Origin of the sequence: Mycobacterium sp., from assembly GCF_025965855.1 — a bacterium.
Taxonomy (GTDB): Bacteria; Actinomycetota; Actinomycetes; order Mycobacteriales; family Mycobacteriaceae; genus Mycobacterium.
Map to the genome: position 1 here is coordinate 24,036 of NZ_JAOPWB010000178.1, position 18,178 is coordinate 42,213.

The following is an 18,178-nucleotide window of genomic DNA, read 5'->3' on the forward strand; positions in this document are numbered from 1 at the left end:
GAGTGTCGGGCCGGTCTAATGCGGCTTGGCCAGCGGGAATGGCAGGGTTTCGCGGATGCTTCGGCCGGTTATGAGCATGACGAGCCGATCGATACCCATGCCGAGTCCGCCGGTTGGCGGCATCGCATACTCCATGGCTTGCAGGAAGTCTTCGTCGAGCTCCATCGCTTCGGGGTCTCCGCCGGCGGCCAACAGCGACTGCTCCTGCAGGCGGCGCCGCTGCTCCACCGGATCGGTCAGCTCGCTGTAGGCGGTCCCCAGCTCCACACCCCACGCCACCAGGTCCCACCGCTCGGCGACGCCGCGCCGGCTGCGGTGCGGGCGGGTCAGCGGCGACACCGAGGTGGGGAAGTCGATGTAGAACGTCGGTTGCTCGGTCTTGGCCTCCACCAGGTGCTCATAGAGCTCCAGCACCACCGCGCCGGAGTCCCAATGCGCCCGGTACGGAATGTGCGCGGCGTCGGACATCCTGCGCAGGGCGGCCAGGGAGGTATCGGGGTCGATGTGCTCGCCCAGTGCTTCCGATACCGCGTCGTACACGGTCTTCACGGCCCAGACGCCGGAGATGTCGACCGGTTCCAGGCGCCCGTCCGTGCCAGAGCCGGCGCGGGGGCGCAGCACGGTCTGCTCGCCGTTGGCGGCCTGCGCGGCGTTCTGGATGAGCTCGCGGCAGCCGTCGATCCACGTTTTGTAGTCGGCGTGCGCCTGATAGGCCTCGAGCAGGGTGAACTCCGGGTTGTGGCTGAAGTCGACGCCCTCGTTGCGGAAGGCCCGGCCCAGCTCGAACACCCGCTCCACGCCGCCGACGCACAGCCGCTTCAGGTAGAGCTCCGGCGCGATGCGCAGGAACAGGTCCATGTCATAGGTGTTGATGTGGGTGAGGAACGGCCGGGCGGTGGCTCCGCCGTGGATCTGCTGCAGGATCGGCGTCTCGACCTCGATGAACCCCTTGGCGAACAGCGTTTCCCGAACGGAGCGCAACACACTGCTGCGGGCCGTGATCAGCTCGCGGGACTCCGGATTGACCGCCAGGTCGACGTAGCGGGTCCGCACTCGCGCCTCCGGGTCGGTCAGCCCCTTCCACTTATTTGGCAACGGCCGCAGGCACTTACCGATCATCCGCCAGTCGCGCACGATCAACGAGCGGGTCCCGTTTTTGGAAAAGCCCATGTGCCCGGTCATCTCGACCAGGTCACCGAGATCGATGGCCGCGGTGAAATCGGCGGTGCGGCCCTGCCCCAGATGCGAATTGTCCAGCAGCACTTGCATTTCGCCCGACCAGTCACGCACCTGGGCAAACAGCACGCCGCCGAAATCGCGTATCCGCAGTATGCGACCCGACACCGATACATTTTCCTGGTCGTCGGCATCCAACGCGCCGGCGATCGAGTGGCTGGGCGGGGATCCCACCGGGTAGGCGTCAACACCGTTGCGCTGCAAGATCTTCAGCTTGGCCAAGCGCACCCGCACCTGCTCGGGAAGGCGCGATCTCGACTCCTCCGCCTCGGCGGCCCTGACCCCGCGCTGCAGGTCGCTCACGTCGGGCGTCGACCCGTCGGGGTGCAACAGCCCGGATTCCGCCAGCCTGGGCGGCACGGCGGGGTGGTGCCCGGTGTGCGTTTTGCGCCGGCTGAACGGGAACGCGAGGAACCCCTCGGCGAGGGCCGAGGCGACGCCGACGCGGGGAATCAGCCGGGCGTCCTCGTAGCAGGCGTAGCGGGGAACCCACTCGGGCTGGTACTTCACGTTCGAGCGGTACAACGTCTCCAGCTGCCACCACCGCGAGAAGAACAGCAGGAATCCGCGCCACAACCGGGCAACCGGGCCGGCGCCGAGCTGGGCGCCCTGCTCGAACGCGGACCGGAACATCGCAAAGTTCAGTGAAATACGAATGATGCCAAGGGTTTCGGCGGTAAGGGCGAGCTCGCTGACCATGAGTTCGATAGTGCCGTTGGGCGATTGCGGGGAACGACGCATGAGGTCCAGGGAGACGCCGGTGCTTCCCCACGGGACCAGCGACAGCATCGCGACCACGTGGCCTTCGCGGTCGATGGATTCGACCAGCAGGCAGTCGCCGTCGGCCGGATCGCCGAGCCGGCCCAGCGCCATCGAAAAACCGCGCTCGGTTTGGCTGTCGCGCCAGGCGTCGGCGCGCGAAACGGTGTCGGCCATCTCATCGGCGGAGATGTCGCGGTGTCGTCGGATGCGCACCGTCAGCCCGGCCCGGCGGGCTCGCGTCACCGCCTGGCGCACCCCGCGCATGTCGGGCCCGGACAGCTTGAAATCGGAGGCCCGCAGGATCGCCTCGTCGCCCAGCTCGAGGGCGTTGAGCCCGGCCTCCCGAAATGCCTGGGCCCCTTGCGAACTAGCGCCCATGACGCCGGGCGCCCAACCGTAGGTCTGGCACAAGCCCAACCACGCGTCGATCGCCTGCGGCCATGCCCTCGGGTCGCCGATCGGGTCGCCGCTGGCCAGGCAGACGCCCACCTCGACCCGGTAGGTGATGGCGGCGCGGCCGCTCGGGGCGAACACCACCGACTTGTCGCGGCGGGTGGCGAAGTAACCCAGGGAGTCCTGCTTGCCGTACAGCTCGAGCAGCCCGCGAATGGCGGACTCGTCCTCACCCGTGAGCGCGTTGTCGGCGCGCTGGGACTGGAAAAGCACGATCGTCGCCGCGATGAGCGCGAGCGCGCCGAACAGCCCGAAGATCGCGTTGAGCAGGACGTGCGGCCGGCCGGTGAACGCGTCGGGATCGACGATGGAGAATCCCACCACCCGGTTGACCACGTACCAAAAGCGGGAATCCGGCGCCAGGGTGCCCGGCCACATCTCGACCAGACCCCAGGACGCCAGGATTCCGATCACGAGCCCGGCCACCAGCACCGCGGCCGCTTTGAACAGCGCGGCCTTGCGCACCTTGGCCCAGAACTGCCGATAGGCCAGGACCAGGAGCACGATCGCGACGATGTGCACGGCGAAGCCCAGGTTCTCACCGAACGACTCGGCCGCGGTGTTGTCGCCCGCGGCGATATCGGCGGCGTTCAACGCGGCGGCGAGGACCATGTTGCCGAGCAGCAACACCCAGGCGATGCGTTTGCGCGCGGTGAGCGCCGCGGCCAGCAGAGCCAGCACGAACGACCACGCGATGCTGGTGTCAGGGAAGTTGAACAGGTAGTCGTTGATGAATTCCCGCGGGACCTTGATCAGCCACCGGATCAGCGGCGACACGCTGGCGATCAGGGACACGGTGGCGATGACGCCAACGGTCCAGCCGGCCGTTGCCGGTACCCAGCGATACCGGGAGTTCGGCCGGCTGCCCGAACGAGGGCCCGAGCGTGGCCCCGAAGCTGGAGAAGCGAGTGTCACAGACCGCGAGGATATGCCGTCAAGCCGTGAAAATCCTGGCGAAGCGCCAGGAGACGCGGGGAGCAGTTGGCCGGGTCTGTCGAACGGGAGTGACGCACGCCCGGCGCCGGTCCGGCCGCGGACGTGCTGGAAGACGCGTCATGGCTGCTAAACTATCGACTGCGACCATCCCGGTGAACGCCGGGGACAGTAAGTGGAGTCCCACTCCCACCGCTGGCCACGAAAATTTTTCAAGGTTGAGCGGTCCGGTCACGGGCATCGTGGATGCCTGTTCCGCGGGCAGCGCGGGCGGCTGGCATAGTTCCAAGCCGCGATCGGTCGGCATTGGGCCCTGCTTGTGCAGGGCTTTTTTGCTGTTGGTGTGGTTTTCCACCGCTGAGGCCGCGATTCGAGAACCACAGAAGCCCAACAAGGGAGGCCCCATCAGCACTGAGACCCGCGTCAACGAGCGCATCCGCGTACCTGAAGTCCGATTGATCGGCCCCGGGGGAGAGCAGGTAGGCATAGTGCGCATCGAGGACGCACTGCGCGTCGCCGCGGACGCCGATCTCGACCTCGTCGAAGTTGCCCCTAACGCCAGACCGCCGGTCTGCAAAATCATGGACTACGGCAAGTTCAAATACGAGGCGGCGCAAAAGGCGCGCGAATCCCGCCGGAACCAGCAGCAGACCGTCGTCAAAGAACAAAAGTTGCGACCAAAAATCGACGATCACGATTACGAGACCAAGAAGGGCCACGTAATCCGCTTCCTGGAGGCGGGATCGAAGGTCAAGGTCACCATCATGTTTCGCGGACGTGAGCAGTCGCGGCCCGAACTGGGCTACCGATTGCTGCAGCGCCTGGGTGCGGACGTCGCCGACTACGGATTCGTCGAAACGTCCGCCAAGCAGGACGGCCGCAACATGACGATGGTGCTGGCACCGCACCGCGGCGCGAAGACCCGCGCCAGGGCGCGCCACCCGGAAGGACCGGGGGGCGGCGCGGCGCCGGATTCCGATGCGGCCGCCGACACCAACCCTTCGCCCAACTGACCTGACACCAACGAGAACGAGCCAGTACCAGCCAGTACGCGAAAGTACTAGAAGTAGAGGAAACATGCCCAAGGCCAAGACCCACAGCGGGGCTTCGAAGCGGTTCCGGCGCACCGGTACCGGGAAGATCCTGCGCCAGAAAGCCAACCGCCGGCACCTGCTCGAGCACAAACCGTCCACGCGGACCCGGCGGCTGGAGGGCCGCACCACGGTGTCGGCCAACGACACCAAGCGCGTCAAGAAGCTGCTCAACGGCTGATCAGCCGGCACTAGACCTTTAGAACCATTTACTGCCTGAACGAGAGTAGGAACATCCATGGCACGCGTGAAGCGGGCGGTCAACGCCCACAAGAAGAGGCGCAGCGTCTTAAAGGCCTCGAAGGGCTATCGCGGCCAGCGGTCCCGGCTCTATCGCAAGGCCAAAGAGCAGCAGCTGCATTCGCTGAACTACGCCTACCGCGACCGCCGTGCGCGTAAGGGCGAGTTCCGCAAGTTGTGGATCTCGAGGATCAACGCGGCCGCGCGCGCCAACGACATCACCTACAACCGCCTGATCCAGGGCCTGAAGGCCGCCGGTGTCGAGGTGGACCGCAAGAATCTCGCCGACATCGCGATCACCGATCCGGCGGCGTTCACCGCGTTGGTCGACGTCGCCCGGGCGGCACTGCCCGAGGACGTCAACGCCCCCTCGGATTCCGGAGAGGCCGCTTAGCCCGCCGGCGATGCTCACCGAACGCTCGGCCAGCGTGGCCGCGGCGGTCAAACTGCATCGGCATGTCGGGCGCCGGCGGGCGGGACGATTCCTGGCCGAGGGTCCCAACCTGGTCGGTGCGGCATCCGCCCGCGGGTTGGTCCGCGAGGTGTTCGTCACCGAACTCGCCGCGCAGCGGCACGCGTCGTTGCTGGCCACCCTGCAGAGCCCGGTCCATCTGGTAACCGAGCGGGCCGCAAAAGCGCTCTCCGACACGGTCACCCCGACGGGGTTGGTGGCGGTTTGCGACATGCCGGCGACCAGCCTCGAGGAGGCGTTGGCCGGCCCGCCACGGCTGGTTGCGGTTCCCGTCGAGATCGGCGAGCCGGGAAACGCGGGCACGCTGATTCGCATCGCCGACGCCATGGGCGCGGGGGCGGTGGTCCTCGGCGGACATAGCGTAGACCCGTACAACGGCAAGTGTCTGCGCGCGTCGGCCGGCAGCATGTTCTCGATTCCCGTCGTCGCCGCGCCCGACGCCGCCGTCCCCGCGTTGCGCGCCGCGGGGCTGCAGGTGCTGGCCACCACGCTGGACGGCGAAATGCGCCTTGACGAGGCGGACCTGGCCGCGCCGACGGCCTGGCTGTTCGGGGCCGAATCACGCGGCCTGTCGGCCGAAGTCGCGGCGGCGGCGGACCACCGCGTGCGCATTCCGATGTCCGGCGGCGCCGAAAGCCTTAACGTGGCCGCCGCCGCGGCGATCTGCCTGTACCAGAGCGCTCGGGCGCTCGGCAGCTTGCGCTGACTAGCCTTCGGGGATTGGTCGTCTCATCTGCTACAGGACTATCTCCTCGGGAAGCGCTGCATTTCTGCCGCCTGCGAGCGACAACGTCCCCAGCAAACTGCACCTGACGCTATGTGGGTGTTGGTCGCAAAAGGTTTGAGAATACGGGCTCTCAGATGGGTTGCCGGCTGTTACGCTTTGCGTCTCGCCGCTGTTCGGCGGTCTTTGTGTGAATGGTTCGAGCACAGGAGGCAAGGCAATGTCATTGCTGAGCGTGGCGCCCGACATCGTGTCGGAGGCGAGCGGGAACTTGCAGAAATTGGGCTCTGCGCTGCGTAGCGCTACCGCCGCGGCCGCGAGTCAGACGACCGCGGTCGCGGCGCCGGCCGAAGATGAGGTGTCGGCGGCAATTACCGCGCTTCTCGGTTCGCACGCCCAGGAGTTTCAGACGATCAATGCGCAGGCGGCGGAATTTCACGACGAGTTCGTGAACCGGTTGAGTGGCGGGGCCGCGCAGTATGCGGGCGCCGAGCTCACTAATGCTCAGCAAACGTTGGCGAACACGCTGAATGGGCCAGCCGAGGCGCTGCTGGGCCATCCCGCGATTGGAACCGGTCCGGTGGCCGCCGCCAGCGGTTTCCCGGGGATTGCCCAGAATTTCAACTTTGGTCCCTTTGGCGTCTCGCTGAGCACGACGGCCGTTTCGTTTGGCACCGGCGGGCTGTTGGGCACCTCTACGGCAAGCATCACGCTCAACACCCCGTTCGGTGCCTTGCCGTTGTTGTCGGCTAACGGGACCCAGGCCATCGCCGCCGACGGGCAGTTCTTCTTATCCCTGGGTCAAACCGCTCCGTATTTCGCGTTTGGGGCATCGGTGAGCGGGGCCCTATTGCCCGCAATCCAAATCACCGGACTGACGGTCGGCCTCGACGGTTTGGTGGTCTCATTTCCCGGGACCTATCTCGGCGGCCTTCTTCCCAACGTTTCGTTTCGGTAGCTCCTCGCCCGTGCGCTGCTCTCCACGCTCAGGCGCCGGGAGTGCTCAAGCCGCCCTGGGCTTGCGGCCCCGGGCGGGCCGCAGACCGGCCAGCGACAGCGTGCTGTGCACCAGCGAGCCGGCGCGTTCCATGAGAGCTCGAGCGGGCTGGAGCGCGGGGTCGAAAGCGGTGCGCGGACCGCGGGGGACGTAGTGCATCGGCAGCCCGCGCCGGTCGCGCGGGGGTGCCATGAACGACGGTGCCTCGACCAACGGCGCGTCGTTGGGCAGCCGCCCTTCGGCGCGGCGATATGCGGCCAGCGCGCGCGGGTGCAGCCGGATCTCGTCGGGAACGGCCAGGAAGGCCATCTCGACGAGCTTGCCGAACACGCGCAGCAGCACCTCGTCGCCCGGCGTCCAGCGCATGCCCGCCTTCTCGCGAACCGCCGGCTCGAACAGTCCCGCCGCGATCCAGCGCTGACCGGCCACCAGCGGCTTGAACAACTGGTCCCAGAGCGGCGTCGGCATCAGGATGAACCTGGGTTTGGGAATCCGGATCTTGAAGATGTCCAGCGTCGCCTGGTTGATTTCCAGCTCTTCGCGGCACACCCGAGCCCAGTACTCCTGGAACTCCTCCCACGATTGAGGCACCGGCCGCATGCTCATGCCATACATGCGGTACCACTGCACGTGCTCGGCGAACAGCTGTCGCTTCTCGGCCTCGGTCAGGCCTCCGCAGAAGTACTCGGCCACCTTGATGATGAGCATGAAGAACGTGGCGTGCGCCCAGTAGAAGGTGTCGGGGTTGAGCGCGTGATAACGACGCCCCGCTCCGTCGACGCCCTTGATGGTGCGGTGATACCCCTTGATCTGCTGGCCGGTCTGGGCCGCACGCTCACCGTCGTAGACCACGCCCATGATCGGATACACCGACCGGGCCACTCGCTGCAGCGGCTCGCGCAGCAGGACGGAATGCTCTTCGACGCCCGCACCCAGCTCCGGATACATGTTCTGGATCGCGCCGATCCAGATACCCATCATTCCGGTGCGGAGGTCACCGAAATACTTCCAGGTGAGCGAGTCGGGCCCGAGCGGATCAGCGGATGTCTTTGCAATAGCAGTCATCTCGGCCCTCCTGTGCCTAACTGCGCTCACGATAAGCTCTGACAACGCACGTTGTCTACGATTTCGGCGGGCGCGTCGGTTGACGTTGTCGAGTCGCAACTATTGCGTGACGGCGCGTCGAGGCGCACTGAAGCCCGGGCGTTTTGCGGCAAATGCGACCGAGGGTATTTTTCCGGTTGATCGAGGCGGCCACCGCACTCGGTGAAAGCCATTGAAAAAGGTTTGAGAATGCGGTGTATTGATCGCTTGGTGGCGGTTACGCTTTTGTCGCTTGCCGCCAGTCCGGTGGAGGAACGCCAATGTCGTCGTTGAATGTATTGCCTGAAATCGTGTCCGCGGTGAGTGGGAATTTGCAGAATTTGGGCTCCGCACTGCGTAACGCGAATGCGGAGGCGGCGAGCCAAACCACCGCGATCGCGGCGCCGGCCGCTGACGAGGTCTCGTGGGCGATTTCGGCGGCCCTCCGGTGGACACGCGGGCCCAGGCCCTGCTGGGCCATCCCCCGGGGGGACCGGTCAGGGCGTCGCGGGCGCTGCCGCCAATTCGGCTGCCCGGTCCACAACAATCTCGGCGCTATTTATGTCAGCTATCCGTTCGGACCCTTTGGGTTGTCAATCAGCGAGGGCCCGACGTCCATCAGCGACGGCATGGGTGGGTTCTTGACTAACCGGGATTACCGGAAGTGGCGCCGTGACCCTAAACACTCCGTTTGCTTCCGGGCTTCACAGCTGACTGCGGGTTCTTGGGACACATACTTCAAACCTGGCCGCTTGGTGCATGGGTATCGGTCGACGCGACCGGGGTCTTTTTCCCATATCCCGTACCCACCAGATTGACCTACAACTTCGACGGTTTAGAGTTTTCAATTCCAGGAACCAGCTTGCTCGGCCGACTTGTTCCCAATGTCAGCTGGAATCCCACCCCTTGACATCCGGGCTCGGTCGCGACCGGGGCTGCCCGCGTCACTCGCACCGCCTACCCTTGCCACGTGGACGTTGGACATCGCGATTCGGAGTCCGGCGAATCCGAAGCGGCACGCACCGACCTGGCGTCGCCCGACGAGCGGCGACGATCCTTCGCGCAGCGGCTGCGCAGCACCAATCACAGCCCCGGCGTCGTCTCGCTCGTCCGGCGGGCGCGGCGGCTGTTGCCTGGAGACCCCGAGTTCGGCGACCCGCTGTCGACCGCCGGCGAGGGTGGCCCGCGCGCCGCGGCGCGAGCCGCCGACCGGCTACTGGGCGACCGGGACGCGGCGTCGCGTGAAGTCAGCCTCGGATTGCTCCAGGTGTGGCAGGCGCTGACCGAGGCGGTTTCCCGACGGCCGGCCAACCCGGAGGTGACCCTGGTATTCACCGACCTGGTCGGCTTCTCCACATGGTCGCTGGAAGTTGGTGACGAGGCCTCCCTCACCCTGCTAAGACACGTGGCGCGGGCCGTCGAGCCGCCGCTGCTGGACGCGGGTGGGCAGATCGTCAAACGCATGGGCGACGGGCTCATGGCCGTGTTCCGCGAGCCCACGGTCGCCTTGCGGGCGGTGCTGGCCGCCATGGAGGCGCTGCGATCGGTTGAGGTGGCGGGCTACACACCGCGGATGCGGGTCGGTATCCACACGGGCCGGCCGCAGCGAATGGCCGCGGACTGGCTCGGCGTCGACGTGAACGTCGCCGCTCGGGTTATGGAACGCGCCACCAAAGGTGGAATCATGGTGTCGAGCTCGACGTTGGATGAGATACCGCAAACCGAGCTGGACACGCTGGGCATCGTCGCTAAGCGTGCTCGCAGGCCCGTATTCGCGGGTAAAACCGCCGGCATCCCCTCCGACCTGGGGATATATCGGCTCAAGACTCTTAGGGAGTTGACAGCCTTTGATCACACTTCCGAAACAAATTAGTTCGCATAATGGATGTCGATGATTGGGGGCATCTTCTCCCGGCTGGCCCGGGTGCAATTCACTGTGGGGTACGTCGCAGTTCTGGTTGCGATCAGTTGCGCCATCCTCGCGCTGGGCCCGCACGCCCATGACGTGCTCGTTCAGCGGGCGAGCACCAACCTGCACAACCTGGCCCGCGGCCACGTGGGAACGCTGTTGGGCAGCGCGCTGGTCGTCGACGCCGGACCGCTGTACTTCTGGGTGCCCTTCCTGACCTGCCTGCTCGCGCTCGCGGAGCTGCACCTGCGGACCATCCGGCTGGTCGTGGCGTTCCTGGTCGGCCATATCGGCGCGACGCTGGTCGTGGCCGCCGCCCTGGCCGCGTCGGTCGAGTTCGGCTGGATGCCGGTGTCGATCACCCGGGCCAGCGATGTCGGGATGAGCTACGGCGCCCTTGCGGTGCTCGGAGCGATGACGGCGGTCATTCCCGCGCGCTGGCGCGCGGCCTGGGTCGGCTGGTGGGTAGCGGCGGGCCTGGCCTCGGCGATCATCGGCGGCGATTTCACCGATGCCGGTCACACGGTCGCCGTGATCTTGGGTGTGCTCGTGTCCGCCCGGTTCCGGCAGCCGATCCACTGGACGCCGGTGCGCCGCCTGATGCTGGCGGCGTCCTCCGGCTTCGGGTTCCTGGTGCTGGCTCACCACTGGGGGACGATGGCCGCCGCGCCGGCCTTCGGCATCCTGGGCGCGCTGACGGCCCACAAGATCTTTCAGTTCGTCACCGCACGCGGTGGGCGGCCGGTTTTGCCGGTGGTGGACGACGCGCTGACCGGTCCGCAGCCGGTCGTGACCGGCTAGTCCCTCGTCGGCCTGCTCCGCAGCAGGCGCCGAGCGCCGCGCACCGAATCCCTTATGATCGGCACTTGCGCTGGGCAAATCCCAACGCTTCCAACAGCCTCGTTAGCAAGGAGCGTGTCGCCGCGTGGGCGATCAACCCGTCGGCCTGTCGCCGGAAGCCTTGGCCAAGGCGGTCACCGCCGCGCGGCAGGCCATCGCGGACGCCGACGATCTGGACGCGCTGGCGCGGGTCAAGACCGAGCACCTGGGTGACCGCTCGCAGCTGGCAGTGGCGCGACAAGCGCTGGGCGGCGTCCCCAAGGACGCGCGCGCCGACGCCGGCAAGCGCGTCAACATCGCACGCGGCGAGGCCCAACGCAGCTACGACGAACGGCTGGCGACGCTGCGCGCCGAGCGCGACGCCGCGGTCCTGGTCGCCGAGGGCATCGACGTCACGTTGCCGTCGACCCGCCAGGCGCCAGGCGCCCGGCACCCGATCACGATATTGGCCGAGCACATCGCCGACACCTTCATCGCGATGGGATGGGAATTGGCGGAGGGGCCCGAGGTCGAAACCGAGCAGTTCAACTTCGATGCCCTCAACTTCCCCCCCGACCACCCCGCGCGCAGCGAGCAGGACACGTTCTACATCGCGCCGGAGGATTCCCGGCAGCTGCTGCGCACCCATACCTCACCGGTGCAGGTGCGCACGCTCTTGGAGCGCGACCTGCCCGTCTACATCATCTCGATCGGCCGCACGTTCCGCACCGACGAGCTCGACGCCACCCACACCCCCGTCTTCCACCAGGTCGAGGGCCTGGCAGTGGATCGCGGCCTGTCCATGGCGCATCTGCGCGGGACGCTGGACGCGTTCGCGCGCGCCGAGTTCGGGCCGACGGCGCGCACCCGGATCCGGCCGCACTTCTTCCCGTTCACCGAACCGTCCGCCGAGGTCGACGTGTGGTTTGCCAACAAGAAGGGCGGCGCCGACTGGGTAGAGTGGGGCGGCTGCGGGATGGTGCATCCAAACGTGTTGCGCGCCGCTGGAATTGACCCCGACGTCTACTCCGGCTTCGCGTTCGGCATGGGCCTGGAACGCACCCTGCAGTTCCGCAACGGGATCCCGGACATGCGGGACATGGTCGAGGGCGACGTCCGGTTTTCGCTGCCGTTCGGGGTGGGTGCCTGATGCGCGTTCCCTACAGCTGGCTGCGCGAGGTCTTGAACGTCGGAGTGGCTGGCGGCTTCGACGTCGCCCCCGGTGACATCGAGCAGACACTCGTGCGCATCGGTCACGAGGTCGAAGAGGTCATCACCCTCGGCCCGGTCGACGGCCCCCTGACAGTGGGTCGCGTCACCTCCATCGAAGAGCTCAGCGGATTCAAGAAGCCGATCCGCGGCTGCCTGGTGGACGTCGGCGAGGATAAGCCACGGGAGATCGTTTGCGGGGCAACCAACTTCGTGGTGGGGGATCTGGTTGTGGTGGCATTGCCCGGCACCACGCTGCCCGGCGGCTTTGCCATCACGGCCCGCAAGACCTACGGCCGTACCTCCGACGGCATGATCTGCTCGGCCGCCGAACTCGGTTTGGGCGCAGAGCATTCCGGGATCCTGGTGCTGCCGCCCGAAACCGCCGCGCCCGGAACCGAGGCCGCCGGGGTGCTCGGGCTGGACGACGTGATCTTCCACCTGGCAATCACCCCGGACCGCGGCTACTGCATGTCGGTGCGCGGCCTGGCCCGCGAGATCGCGTGCGCCTACGACCTCAACTTCGTCGATCCCGCCGACATCAAGCCGCTGCCGGTCGAGGGGGAGGCGTGGCCGCTGACGGTGCAGCCCGAAACGGGCGTGCGCCGGTTCGCGCTGCGCCCGGTCACCGGCATCGACCCCGCCGCCGTGTCGCCGTGGTGGCTGCAGCGCCGCCTGCTGCTGGCCGGCATCCGAGCGACGTCGCCGGCCGTGGACGTCACGAACTACGTGATGCTCGAGCTCGGCCACCCCATGCACGCGCACGACCGCAACCGCATCACAGGGGCGCTCGGCGTGCGGTTCGCCCGGCCCGGAGAAACCGTCGTCACGCTGGATGACGTCGAGCGCCGGCTCGATCCGGCCGATGTCCTCATCGTCGATGACAAGGCGACCGCGGCGATCGGCGGCGTCATGGGTGCCGCCACCACCGAGGTGCGCGACGATTCCACCGACGTGCTGCTGGAGGCGGCCGTGTGGGACCCGGCCGGGGTGTCGCGCACCCAGCGGAGGTTGCACCTGCCCAGCGAGGCGGCCCGCCGCTACGAGCGCGGGGTGGACCCGGCCATTTCGGTGGCCGCGCTGGACCGTTGCGCCGCGCTGCTGGCCGAGATTGCCGGGGGAACGGTGTCGCCGACGCTGACCGATTGGCGGGGCGAGCCGCCGCGCGATGACTGGTCGCCGCCGCCGATCCGGATCGCCGTCGACCTGCCCGACCGCGTCGCCGGCGTGGCCTACGCCCCGGGCACGACCGCCCGGCGCCTGACCCAGATCGGCGCCGCGGTGCTCGACGACGGAGACACCCTCACCGTGACCCCGCCGAGCTGGCGCCCCGACCTGTTGCAGCCCGCGGACCTCGTCGAGGAGGTCATGCGGCTGGAGGGGCTGGAGGTCATCCCGTCGGTGCTGCCGGCGGCTCCCGCGGGCCGGGGACTCACGGCGGCGCAAAAGCGTCGCCGCGCCATCGGCAGGTCGCTGGCCCAATCCGGCTACGTCGAGATCCTGCCGACGCCCTTCTTGCCCGCCGGCGTCTTCGACCTCTGGGGGCTGCCGGCCGACGACCCGCGGCGCGCGACGGCGCATGTGCTCAACCCGCTGGAAGCCGACCGTCCGGCGCTGGCCACCACGCTGCTGCCGGCACTGTTGGAAGCATTGGGGCGCAACGTATCCCGTGGCCTCGTCGACGCCGCGCTGTTCGCCCTGGCGCAGGTGGTTCAGCCGACCCACGAGACCCGTGGTGTCGAACTCATCCCGGTCCATCGCCGGCCCACGGATGACGAAATCGCCGCGCTGGACGCGTCCCTGCCGCGACAGCCGCAGCACGTCGCCGCGGTGCTGACGGGTCTGCGTGAACCGCGAGGCCCCTGGGGCCCCGGCCGCCGAGTCGAAGCCGCCGACGCGTTCGAGGCGGTACGAATCGTCGCGCGCGCCAGTGGGATTGACGTTCGTCTGCGGGCGGCCCAATACCTGCCCTGGCATCCGGGTCGGTGCGCCGAGGTGCTTGTGGGGGAGACCTGCGTCGGTCACGCGGGGGAGCTGCATCCCGCCGTGATCGAGCGCTCCGGCCTGCCCAAGGGCACCTGCGCGATGGAGCTGAACCTCGATGCGATCCCCATCGTCGACGTGCTGCCGGCGCCGCGGGTGTCGCCGTTTCCGGCTGTATTCCAGGACGTCAGCCTCGTGGTGTCCGCGCACGTGCCGGCGCAGGCCGTGGCGGACGCCGTTCGCGAGGGGGCCGGGGAACTGCTGGAAGACCTGCAGCTGTTCGACGTGTTCACCGGCCCGCAGATCGGCGGCGACCGCAAATCGCTGACGTTCGCGCTGCGCTTCCGGGCGCCGGATCGCACGCTGACCGAGGATGACGCCAGCGCGGCCCGCGATGCTGCCGTGCGGCGCGCCGCCGAAGTGGTCGGCGCCGAACTGCGCGCCTGACATTCGGGCATGCCTTCTCGAGCTGCGGGTTTGGCAAGCTTCGGGTCTCAACTCGCGGCGGCGATCACCCCTTGACGTAGTCATTGAGGACCGGGGCGTCGGTTTGCCCGGCGTCCCCGACCCACCGCTGCACCAAAGCGCTCATTTCGCCGCGCGTGTAACCGGCATGTGACTAGGCTCACATTGTCTCGATGGCCATCGGGCAACCGTCGTAATGAAGCGATGGGGGCTGCACATGTCGTTTGTCACCGTGGCGCCCGAAGAGCTGCAGGCGGCAGCCCGAAACTTGGCGGGTATCCGCTCCATGCTGGCCGAGTCCAGCGCGTCGGCGGCGGGGCCCACGGCCGGGATACTAGCGGCGGCCGAGGATCAGGTATCGGCCCAGGTGGCGGCCTTTTTTGGCGCCTTCGGGCAGGGCTATCAGGTCATCAGCGCCCAGGCGCAGGCGTTTCACGAGCAGTTCGTCAATTTGTTGGGCGCGGGCGCGGGCGCCTACCTGGGCACCGAGGTCGCCAACGCCGAGCAGAGCCTGCTCAATGCCGTGAACGGACCCGTTCAGGGATTGCTCGGACAGTCCGCCGGCGCGAGTGGCGGCGCCATGGCTGCTGCGGCGTCAGGCCTGGTCGCGGCGCGGATGGCCGGGCTCCCGCTGCTAGCCGGCGGTGTGGGTGCGATCGTCGGTATCGGGAAACCTCTGGGCCAGAGCATCAATGGCGCGGTGACGGCCATCCAAAACGGCAGCGCCTTCTCGCTGCTCTCCGGTCAGATCGGGGCGGTCTCGCCGACATTTCCTGGCGGCATCCCTGGTCTACCCGCTGCGCTGACCGGATTCGGGCAGGCTCTGGCGCCCGGCGCCCGCACCGGGCTCGCTTCCATCGCAGGCCCCTACCAAACGCTGTTCGCCCATACGGCCGCGAATCTGCAGGTGCTCGGCAACGGCGTGCTGGCGAACCCGGCGCCGTTCCTGCACCAGTTCGTCACCAACCAGATCGGCTACGCGCAGACGATCGCGGCGGGCGCCGAATACATAATCCAGAACTTCCCCGCCGTATTAGCCGGCTTGCCGGCGAACATCCAAGCGTTCGTCCAGGCGCTGTTGGCCTTCAATCCGGTCCCGTATGTGCAGCAATTCATCGCCAACCAGATGGTTTATGCGCAGATCATTGCGACGTCGCTGCAGAATGCGGCCCAGGACTTCGGCGCGGGACTGCAGGCGCTGCCGGCGGCGTTCCAATCCGCATTGCAGGCCGTCCAGATGGGCGATGTCACCGGCGCCGTGACGGACGTTGCGCAAGGTTTCCTGAACCTGTTCGTCACCGGGGTAGATGTCACGACCACAGGGAGTATCACGGTCGCGCCCGGGATTACCGCGTCAATCACCCCAGCCGGCGCTTTAGGAGATCTGTTACCCATCCTCACCATTCCGGGAATGGCGGCTCAGAACTTGACCAACCTCCTGCCGCCCGGCTCCATCCCCGCGCAGATCTCGCAAAACTTCACCAACGTGATCGACACGGTTACTGATACCTCCCTCGCGGCGCAGGCGTTCCTCAGAATTTTCCCTCCCAACTTCTCCGTCAACCTCAGCGCGGGGCTGCCCGTGGCGCTCACGCTGGATGCGCTGGGGGCGCCGTACAACGCGGCGGGCGCCTTTGGATCCAGCGCCACGGCGTTCGTCGGCCAGCTGCAAACGGGCGACTTTGGGGGGGCGATCGGCACTCTCATCGATGGTCCGGCCGTCGTCAGCGACGCCTTCCTGAACGGCCAGTCCACGCTGCCGATTGGTTTCGATTTAAGCGGCTTCCCCGTTACTGTGAACCTTCCCTTGAATGGAATTCTGGTCCCTCAAACTGTGTACACCGCGTCGATCACGGGGGTTCCCGTAGTCGGAACGATCACCGTCCCGGTCGGAGGCACCCCGATCAGTGGCCTCGCGACCGGACTGTTGATCTACGCGCCCGAGCAACTCGCGCTGGCAATTTCGCCCACCGGGTAGCCGTTGCGGGACACGGCGTCGAGGGGCGCCGTGTCCCGAGCCACCGCCGGTGCCGGGCCTGACGGCGGACATTCCCTTTTCCGGGCTTGTCGTTCCGGTGCCCCTCGCGACGGCGGCGGCACTGCTCGAATAAACCCCCATTACGATTCTTCCAATAACCGTCGGCGCCAATTTTGGGTTGCCATTGTCGCTCGCCATTTCGATCCTGGGTCCGCCGGTCTCAACGATGAACGGATTCGCAACGGGCGCGACGGTGTTTCGGGCAGCGCTGCAGTCCGGCAACGGTGTGGCGGCGGTTGGCGCGCTCGCCGATATGCCGGCCTACGTCTTGAATGGCTTCCTCAATGGGGAAACTATCGTCGACTTGTCCATGCCGGTGAGCGTCGAGCCTGTCACGGTGACGATGACGATGCACTTGCCCTTTGACGGAATTCTCGTTCCGACGCATCCCATTTCGGCGACGGTGGACCTCAGTCTGCCGGGCATTCGGCTCCCAATAACCCTCACGCTCGGAGGCACACCCTTTGCGGGCGCCGTTCCCGAGCTGCTGAACTATTTGCCCGAACAGCTCGCCGCAGCAACTACACCTAAGTAATCGACGGCCCCTGGGTCGATCCGGAACCGAGCCGCGGCGCGGCGCCGGTGACCGGATCTCGGCGCCGTGCCGGCGTGCGCTGTCGATGCACCACTTGCCTTCAGACCGTGTCGGGCTGAGGCTGCGCGGGCTGCGATAGCCTCCGGGTTTCTCCGAATCCGGCCGCCTATTAAACTACTGTTTACTTCGCGGTCTACGGGGTAGTCCCGCCGCTGAATCGAGGAGGTCGGGTATGTCGTTTGTAATCGCGGCGCCGGAGGCTTTCCAGGCGGCGGCCAACGACTTGGCGGGTATACGGGCGTCGCTCGCCGACGCCACGGCGTCGGCTGCAGCTTCCACGACCGGAGTGGTGCCGGCGGCCGCCGACGAGGTCTCGGCCGCAATGTCGGCGATGTTCGGCAACTTCGGGCGGGAATTTCAGTGGCTCAGCGCCCAAGCCCAAGCGTTTCACGCCGAGTTCGTCAGCTTGATGAACGCCGGCGCGGGGGCCTACGTCAGCACCGAGGTCGCCAACGCCGAGCAGGCCGTGGCGAACGCCATCAACGCACCTGCCGAGGCGATACTGGGCTCCCCATTGCTGCCGGGTGGGGTAGGGGCGAGTGCCGCCCAGAGTGTCAGCGCCGCCAGTGGCCTTCTCGGTGGGATTCTCGGCGGCGGCACGTCCGGCAGCACCAGCGGGCTGCTGGGCGGTCTCACCGGTGGCACCAGCGGTGTCACCGGGCTGTTGGGTGGATTGACGGGTGGCACAAGCGGACTCGGCGGGTTGCTCGGCGGTTTGACCGGTGGTACGAGCGGTCTGAGCGGGCTGCTGGGTGGTTTGACCGGTGGTGCGAGCGGTCTGAGCGGGCTGCTGGGCGGTTTAACCGGTGGCACGGGCGGTCTTCTTGGTGGTCTGGGTTCGCTCGGCAGTGGCCTCAATTCGCTCCTCTCGGGTGCTCTGCCCGGCTTGCCCAATATTTTGACGGGCCTTGAGAATTCCCTCACGGGAGTCGTCAATTCGCTGCTGCCTGGGCTCGTCAACGTGCAACTTGGCGCGGGCCCCTACTTCACCGGTATCGCCGGTCCGTACGAAGCGCTCGTCTACAACACGTGGAACAACCTAAACAGCCTCACGGCCGGCTGGCTGGCTGACCCGTTCCCGTTCCTGCGGCAGTTCGTCGCCAACCAAATCGGCTACGGCCAGATCATCGCGACGGCCTTGCAAACCGGGAATGTCGCGCCGGTCTCCG

At 67.3% G+C, this 18,178-nt stretch carries 15 protein-coding genes; 13 read left to right on the top strand and 2 right to left on the bottom strand.

Translation table 11 applies throughout. The annotated features are described in order from the left end of the window. Positions 1–15 precede the first annotated feature (15 nt). Positions 16–3,366, bottom strand: a complete 3,351-nt coding sequence (gene lysX / locus JWP83_RS14680) for a bifunctional lysylphosphatidylglycerol synthetase/lysine--tRNA ligase LysX (RefSeq protein WP_297731095.1) — start codon at positions 3,364–3,366, stop codon at positions 16–18. 422 nt (positions 3,367–3,788) lie between these two features. Between lysX and infC the strand changes: the two genes are divergently transcribed. The 5 genes from infC to JWP83_RS14705 all read left to right on the top strand — a co-directional run bounded on the left by infC (position 3,789) and on the right by JWP83_RS14705 (position 6,869). Further along, positions 3,789–4,397 carry a translation initiation factor IF-3 gene (infC, locus tag JWP83_RS14685; RefSeq protein WP_297731120.1) on the top strand — a complete coding sequence of 203 codons (609 nt, stop codon included), beginning with the start codon at positions 3,789–3,791 and terminating at the stop codon, positions 4,395–4,397. 64 nt (positions 4,398–4,461) lie between these two features. Next, on the top strand, positions 4,462–4,656 hold the full coding sequence (gene rpmI / locus JWP83_RS14690; RefSeq protein WP_297731097.1) for a 50S ribosomal protein L35: 195 nt from the start codon (positions 4,462–4,464) through the stop codon (positions 4,654–4,656). Positions 4,657–4,713: 57 nt separating this feature from the next. Beyond that, complete coding sequence (rplT, locus tag JWP83_RS14695) at positions 4,714–5,109, top strand: 50S ribosomal protein L20 (protein WP_067012100.1); 396 nt, start codon at positions 4,714–4,716, stop codon at positions 5,107–5,109. Positions 5,110–5,119: 10 nt separating this feature from the next. Further along, positions 5,120–5,893, top strand: a complete 774-nt coding sequence (locus JWP83_RS14700; protein WP_297731102.1) for an RNA methyltransferase — start codon at positions 5,120–5,122, stop codon at positions 5,891–5,893. 238 nt (positions 5,894–6,131) lie between these two features. After that, positions 6,132–6,869 (top strand): PE family protein, encoded by a 738-nt coding sequence (locus tag JWP83_RS14705; RefSeq protein WP_297731104.1) that lies wholly within the window; start codon positions 6,132–6,134, stop codon positions 6,867–6,869. 45 nt (positions 6,870–6,914) lie between these two features. Here the strand turns inward: JWP83_RS14705 and JWP83_RS14710 are convergent, their stop codons facing one another. Next, positions 6,915–7,973: an oxygenase MpaB family protein gene (locus JWP83_RS14710; RefSeq protein ID WP_297731106.1), complete on the bottom strand. Its 1,059-nt coding sequence runs from the start codon at positions 7,971–7,973 to the stop codon at positions 6,915–6,917. A gap of 299 nt (positions 7,974–8,272) precedes the next feature. Here JWP83_RS14710 and JWP83_RS31260 point away from each other — a divergent pair, with 299 nt between their 5' ends. The 8 genes from JWP83_RS31260 to JWP83_RS14745 all read left to right on the top strand — a co-directional run. After that, positions 8,273–8,809 carry a PE family protein gene (locus JWP83_RS31260; RefSeq protein ID WP_367185641.1) on the top strand — a complete coding sequence of 179 codons (537 nt, stop codon included), beginning with the start codon at positions 8,273–8,275 and terminating at the stop codon, positions 8,807–8,809. Positions 8,810–9,060: 251 nt separating this feature from the next. Continuing rightward, positions 9,061–9,864 carry an adenylate/guanylate cyclase domain-containing protein gene (locus tag JWP83_RS14715; RefSeq protein ID WP_297731122.1) on the top strand — a complete coding sequence of 268 codons (804 nt, stop codon included), beginning with the start codon at positions 9,061–9,063 and terminating at the stop codon, positions 9,862–9,864. An 18-nt stretch (positions 9,865–9,882) separates the two neighbouring features. Beyond that, positions 9,883–10,701 (top strand): rhomboid-like protein, encoded by an 819-nt coding sequence (locus JWP83_RS14720; protein ID WP_297731108.1) that lies wholly within the window; start codon positions 9,883–9,885, stop codon positions 10,699–10,701. Positions 10,702–10,825: 124 nt separating this feature from the next. Then, the gene (gene pheS, locus JWP83_RS14725; RefSeq protein ID WP_297731110.1) at positions 10,826–11,869 is read left to right on the top strand and encodes a phenylalanine--tRNA ligase subunit alpha; all 1,044 of its coding nucleotides are present in this window, start codon (positions 10,826–10,828) and stop codon (positions 11,867–11,869) included. Further along, on the top strand, positions 11,869–14,358 hold the full coding sequence (gene pheT / locus JWP83_RS14730; protein ID WP_297731112.1) for a phenylalanine--tRNA ligase subunit beta: 2,490 nt from the start codon (positions 11,869–11,871) through the stop codon (positions 14,356–14,358). The genes pheS and pheT overlap by 1 nt, the downstream gene beginning before the upstream one ends. A gap of 235 nt (positions 14,359–14,593) precedes the next feature. After that, a complete protein-coding gene (locus JWP83_RS14735; protein ID WP_297731115.1) occupies positions 14,594–16,354 on the top strand; it encodes a PE family protein in 1,761 nt (586 codons plus the stop codon). A gap of 184 nt (positions 16,355–16,538) precedes the next feature. Next, positions 16,539–16,949, top strand: a complete 411-nt coding sequence (locus JWP83_RS14740) for a hypothetical protein (RefSeq protein WP_297731117.1) — start codon at positions 16,539–16,541, stop codon at positions 16,947–16,949. 232 nt (positions 16,950–17,181) lie between these two features. Then, a partial coding sequence (locus tag JWP83_RS14745; RefSeq protein WP_297731118.1) for a PE family protein occupies positions 17,182–18,178 on the top strand: 997 nt, incomplete at its 3' end.

Coding starts and splice junctions, on each gene's coding strand:
- rpmI (WP_297731097.1), top strand. CDS start 4,462: ATGCCCAAGGCCAAGACCCACAGCGGGGCTTCGAAGCGGTTCCGGCGC.
- rplT (WP_067012100.1), top strand. CDS start 4,714: ATGGCACGCGTGAAGCGGGCGGTCAACGCCCACAAGAAGAGGCGCAGC.
- JWP83_RS14700 (WP_297731102.1), top strand. CDS start 5,120: ATGCTCACCGAACGCTCGGCCAGCGTGGCCGCGGCGGTCAAACTGCAT.
- JWP83_RS14705 (WP_297731104.1), top strand. CDS start 6,132: ATGTCATTGCTGAGCGTGGCGCCCGACATCGTGTCGGAGGCGAGCGGG.
- JWP83_RS14710 (WP_297731106.1), bottom strand. CDS start 7,973: ATGACTGCTATTGCAAAGACATCCGCTGATCCGCTCGGGCCCGACTCG.
- JWP83_RS31260 (WP_367185641.1), top strand. CDS start 8,273: ATGTCGTCGTTGAATGTATTGCCTGAAATCGTGTCCGCGGTGAGTGGG.
- JWP83_RS14720 (WP_297731108.1), top strand. CDS start 9,883: ATGATTGGGGGCATCTTCTCCCGGCTGGCCCGGGTGCAATTCACTGTG.
- pheT (WP_297731112.1), top strand. CDS start 11,869: ATGCGCGTTCCCTACAGCTGGCTGCGCGAGGTCTTGAACGTCGGAGTG.
- JWP83_RS14735 (WP_297731115.1), top strand. CDS start 14,594: ATGTCGTTTGTCACCGTGGCGCCCGAAGAGCTGCAGGCGGCAGCCCGA.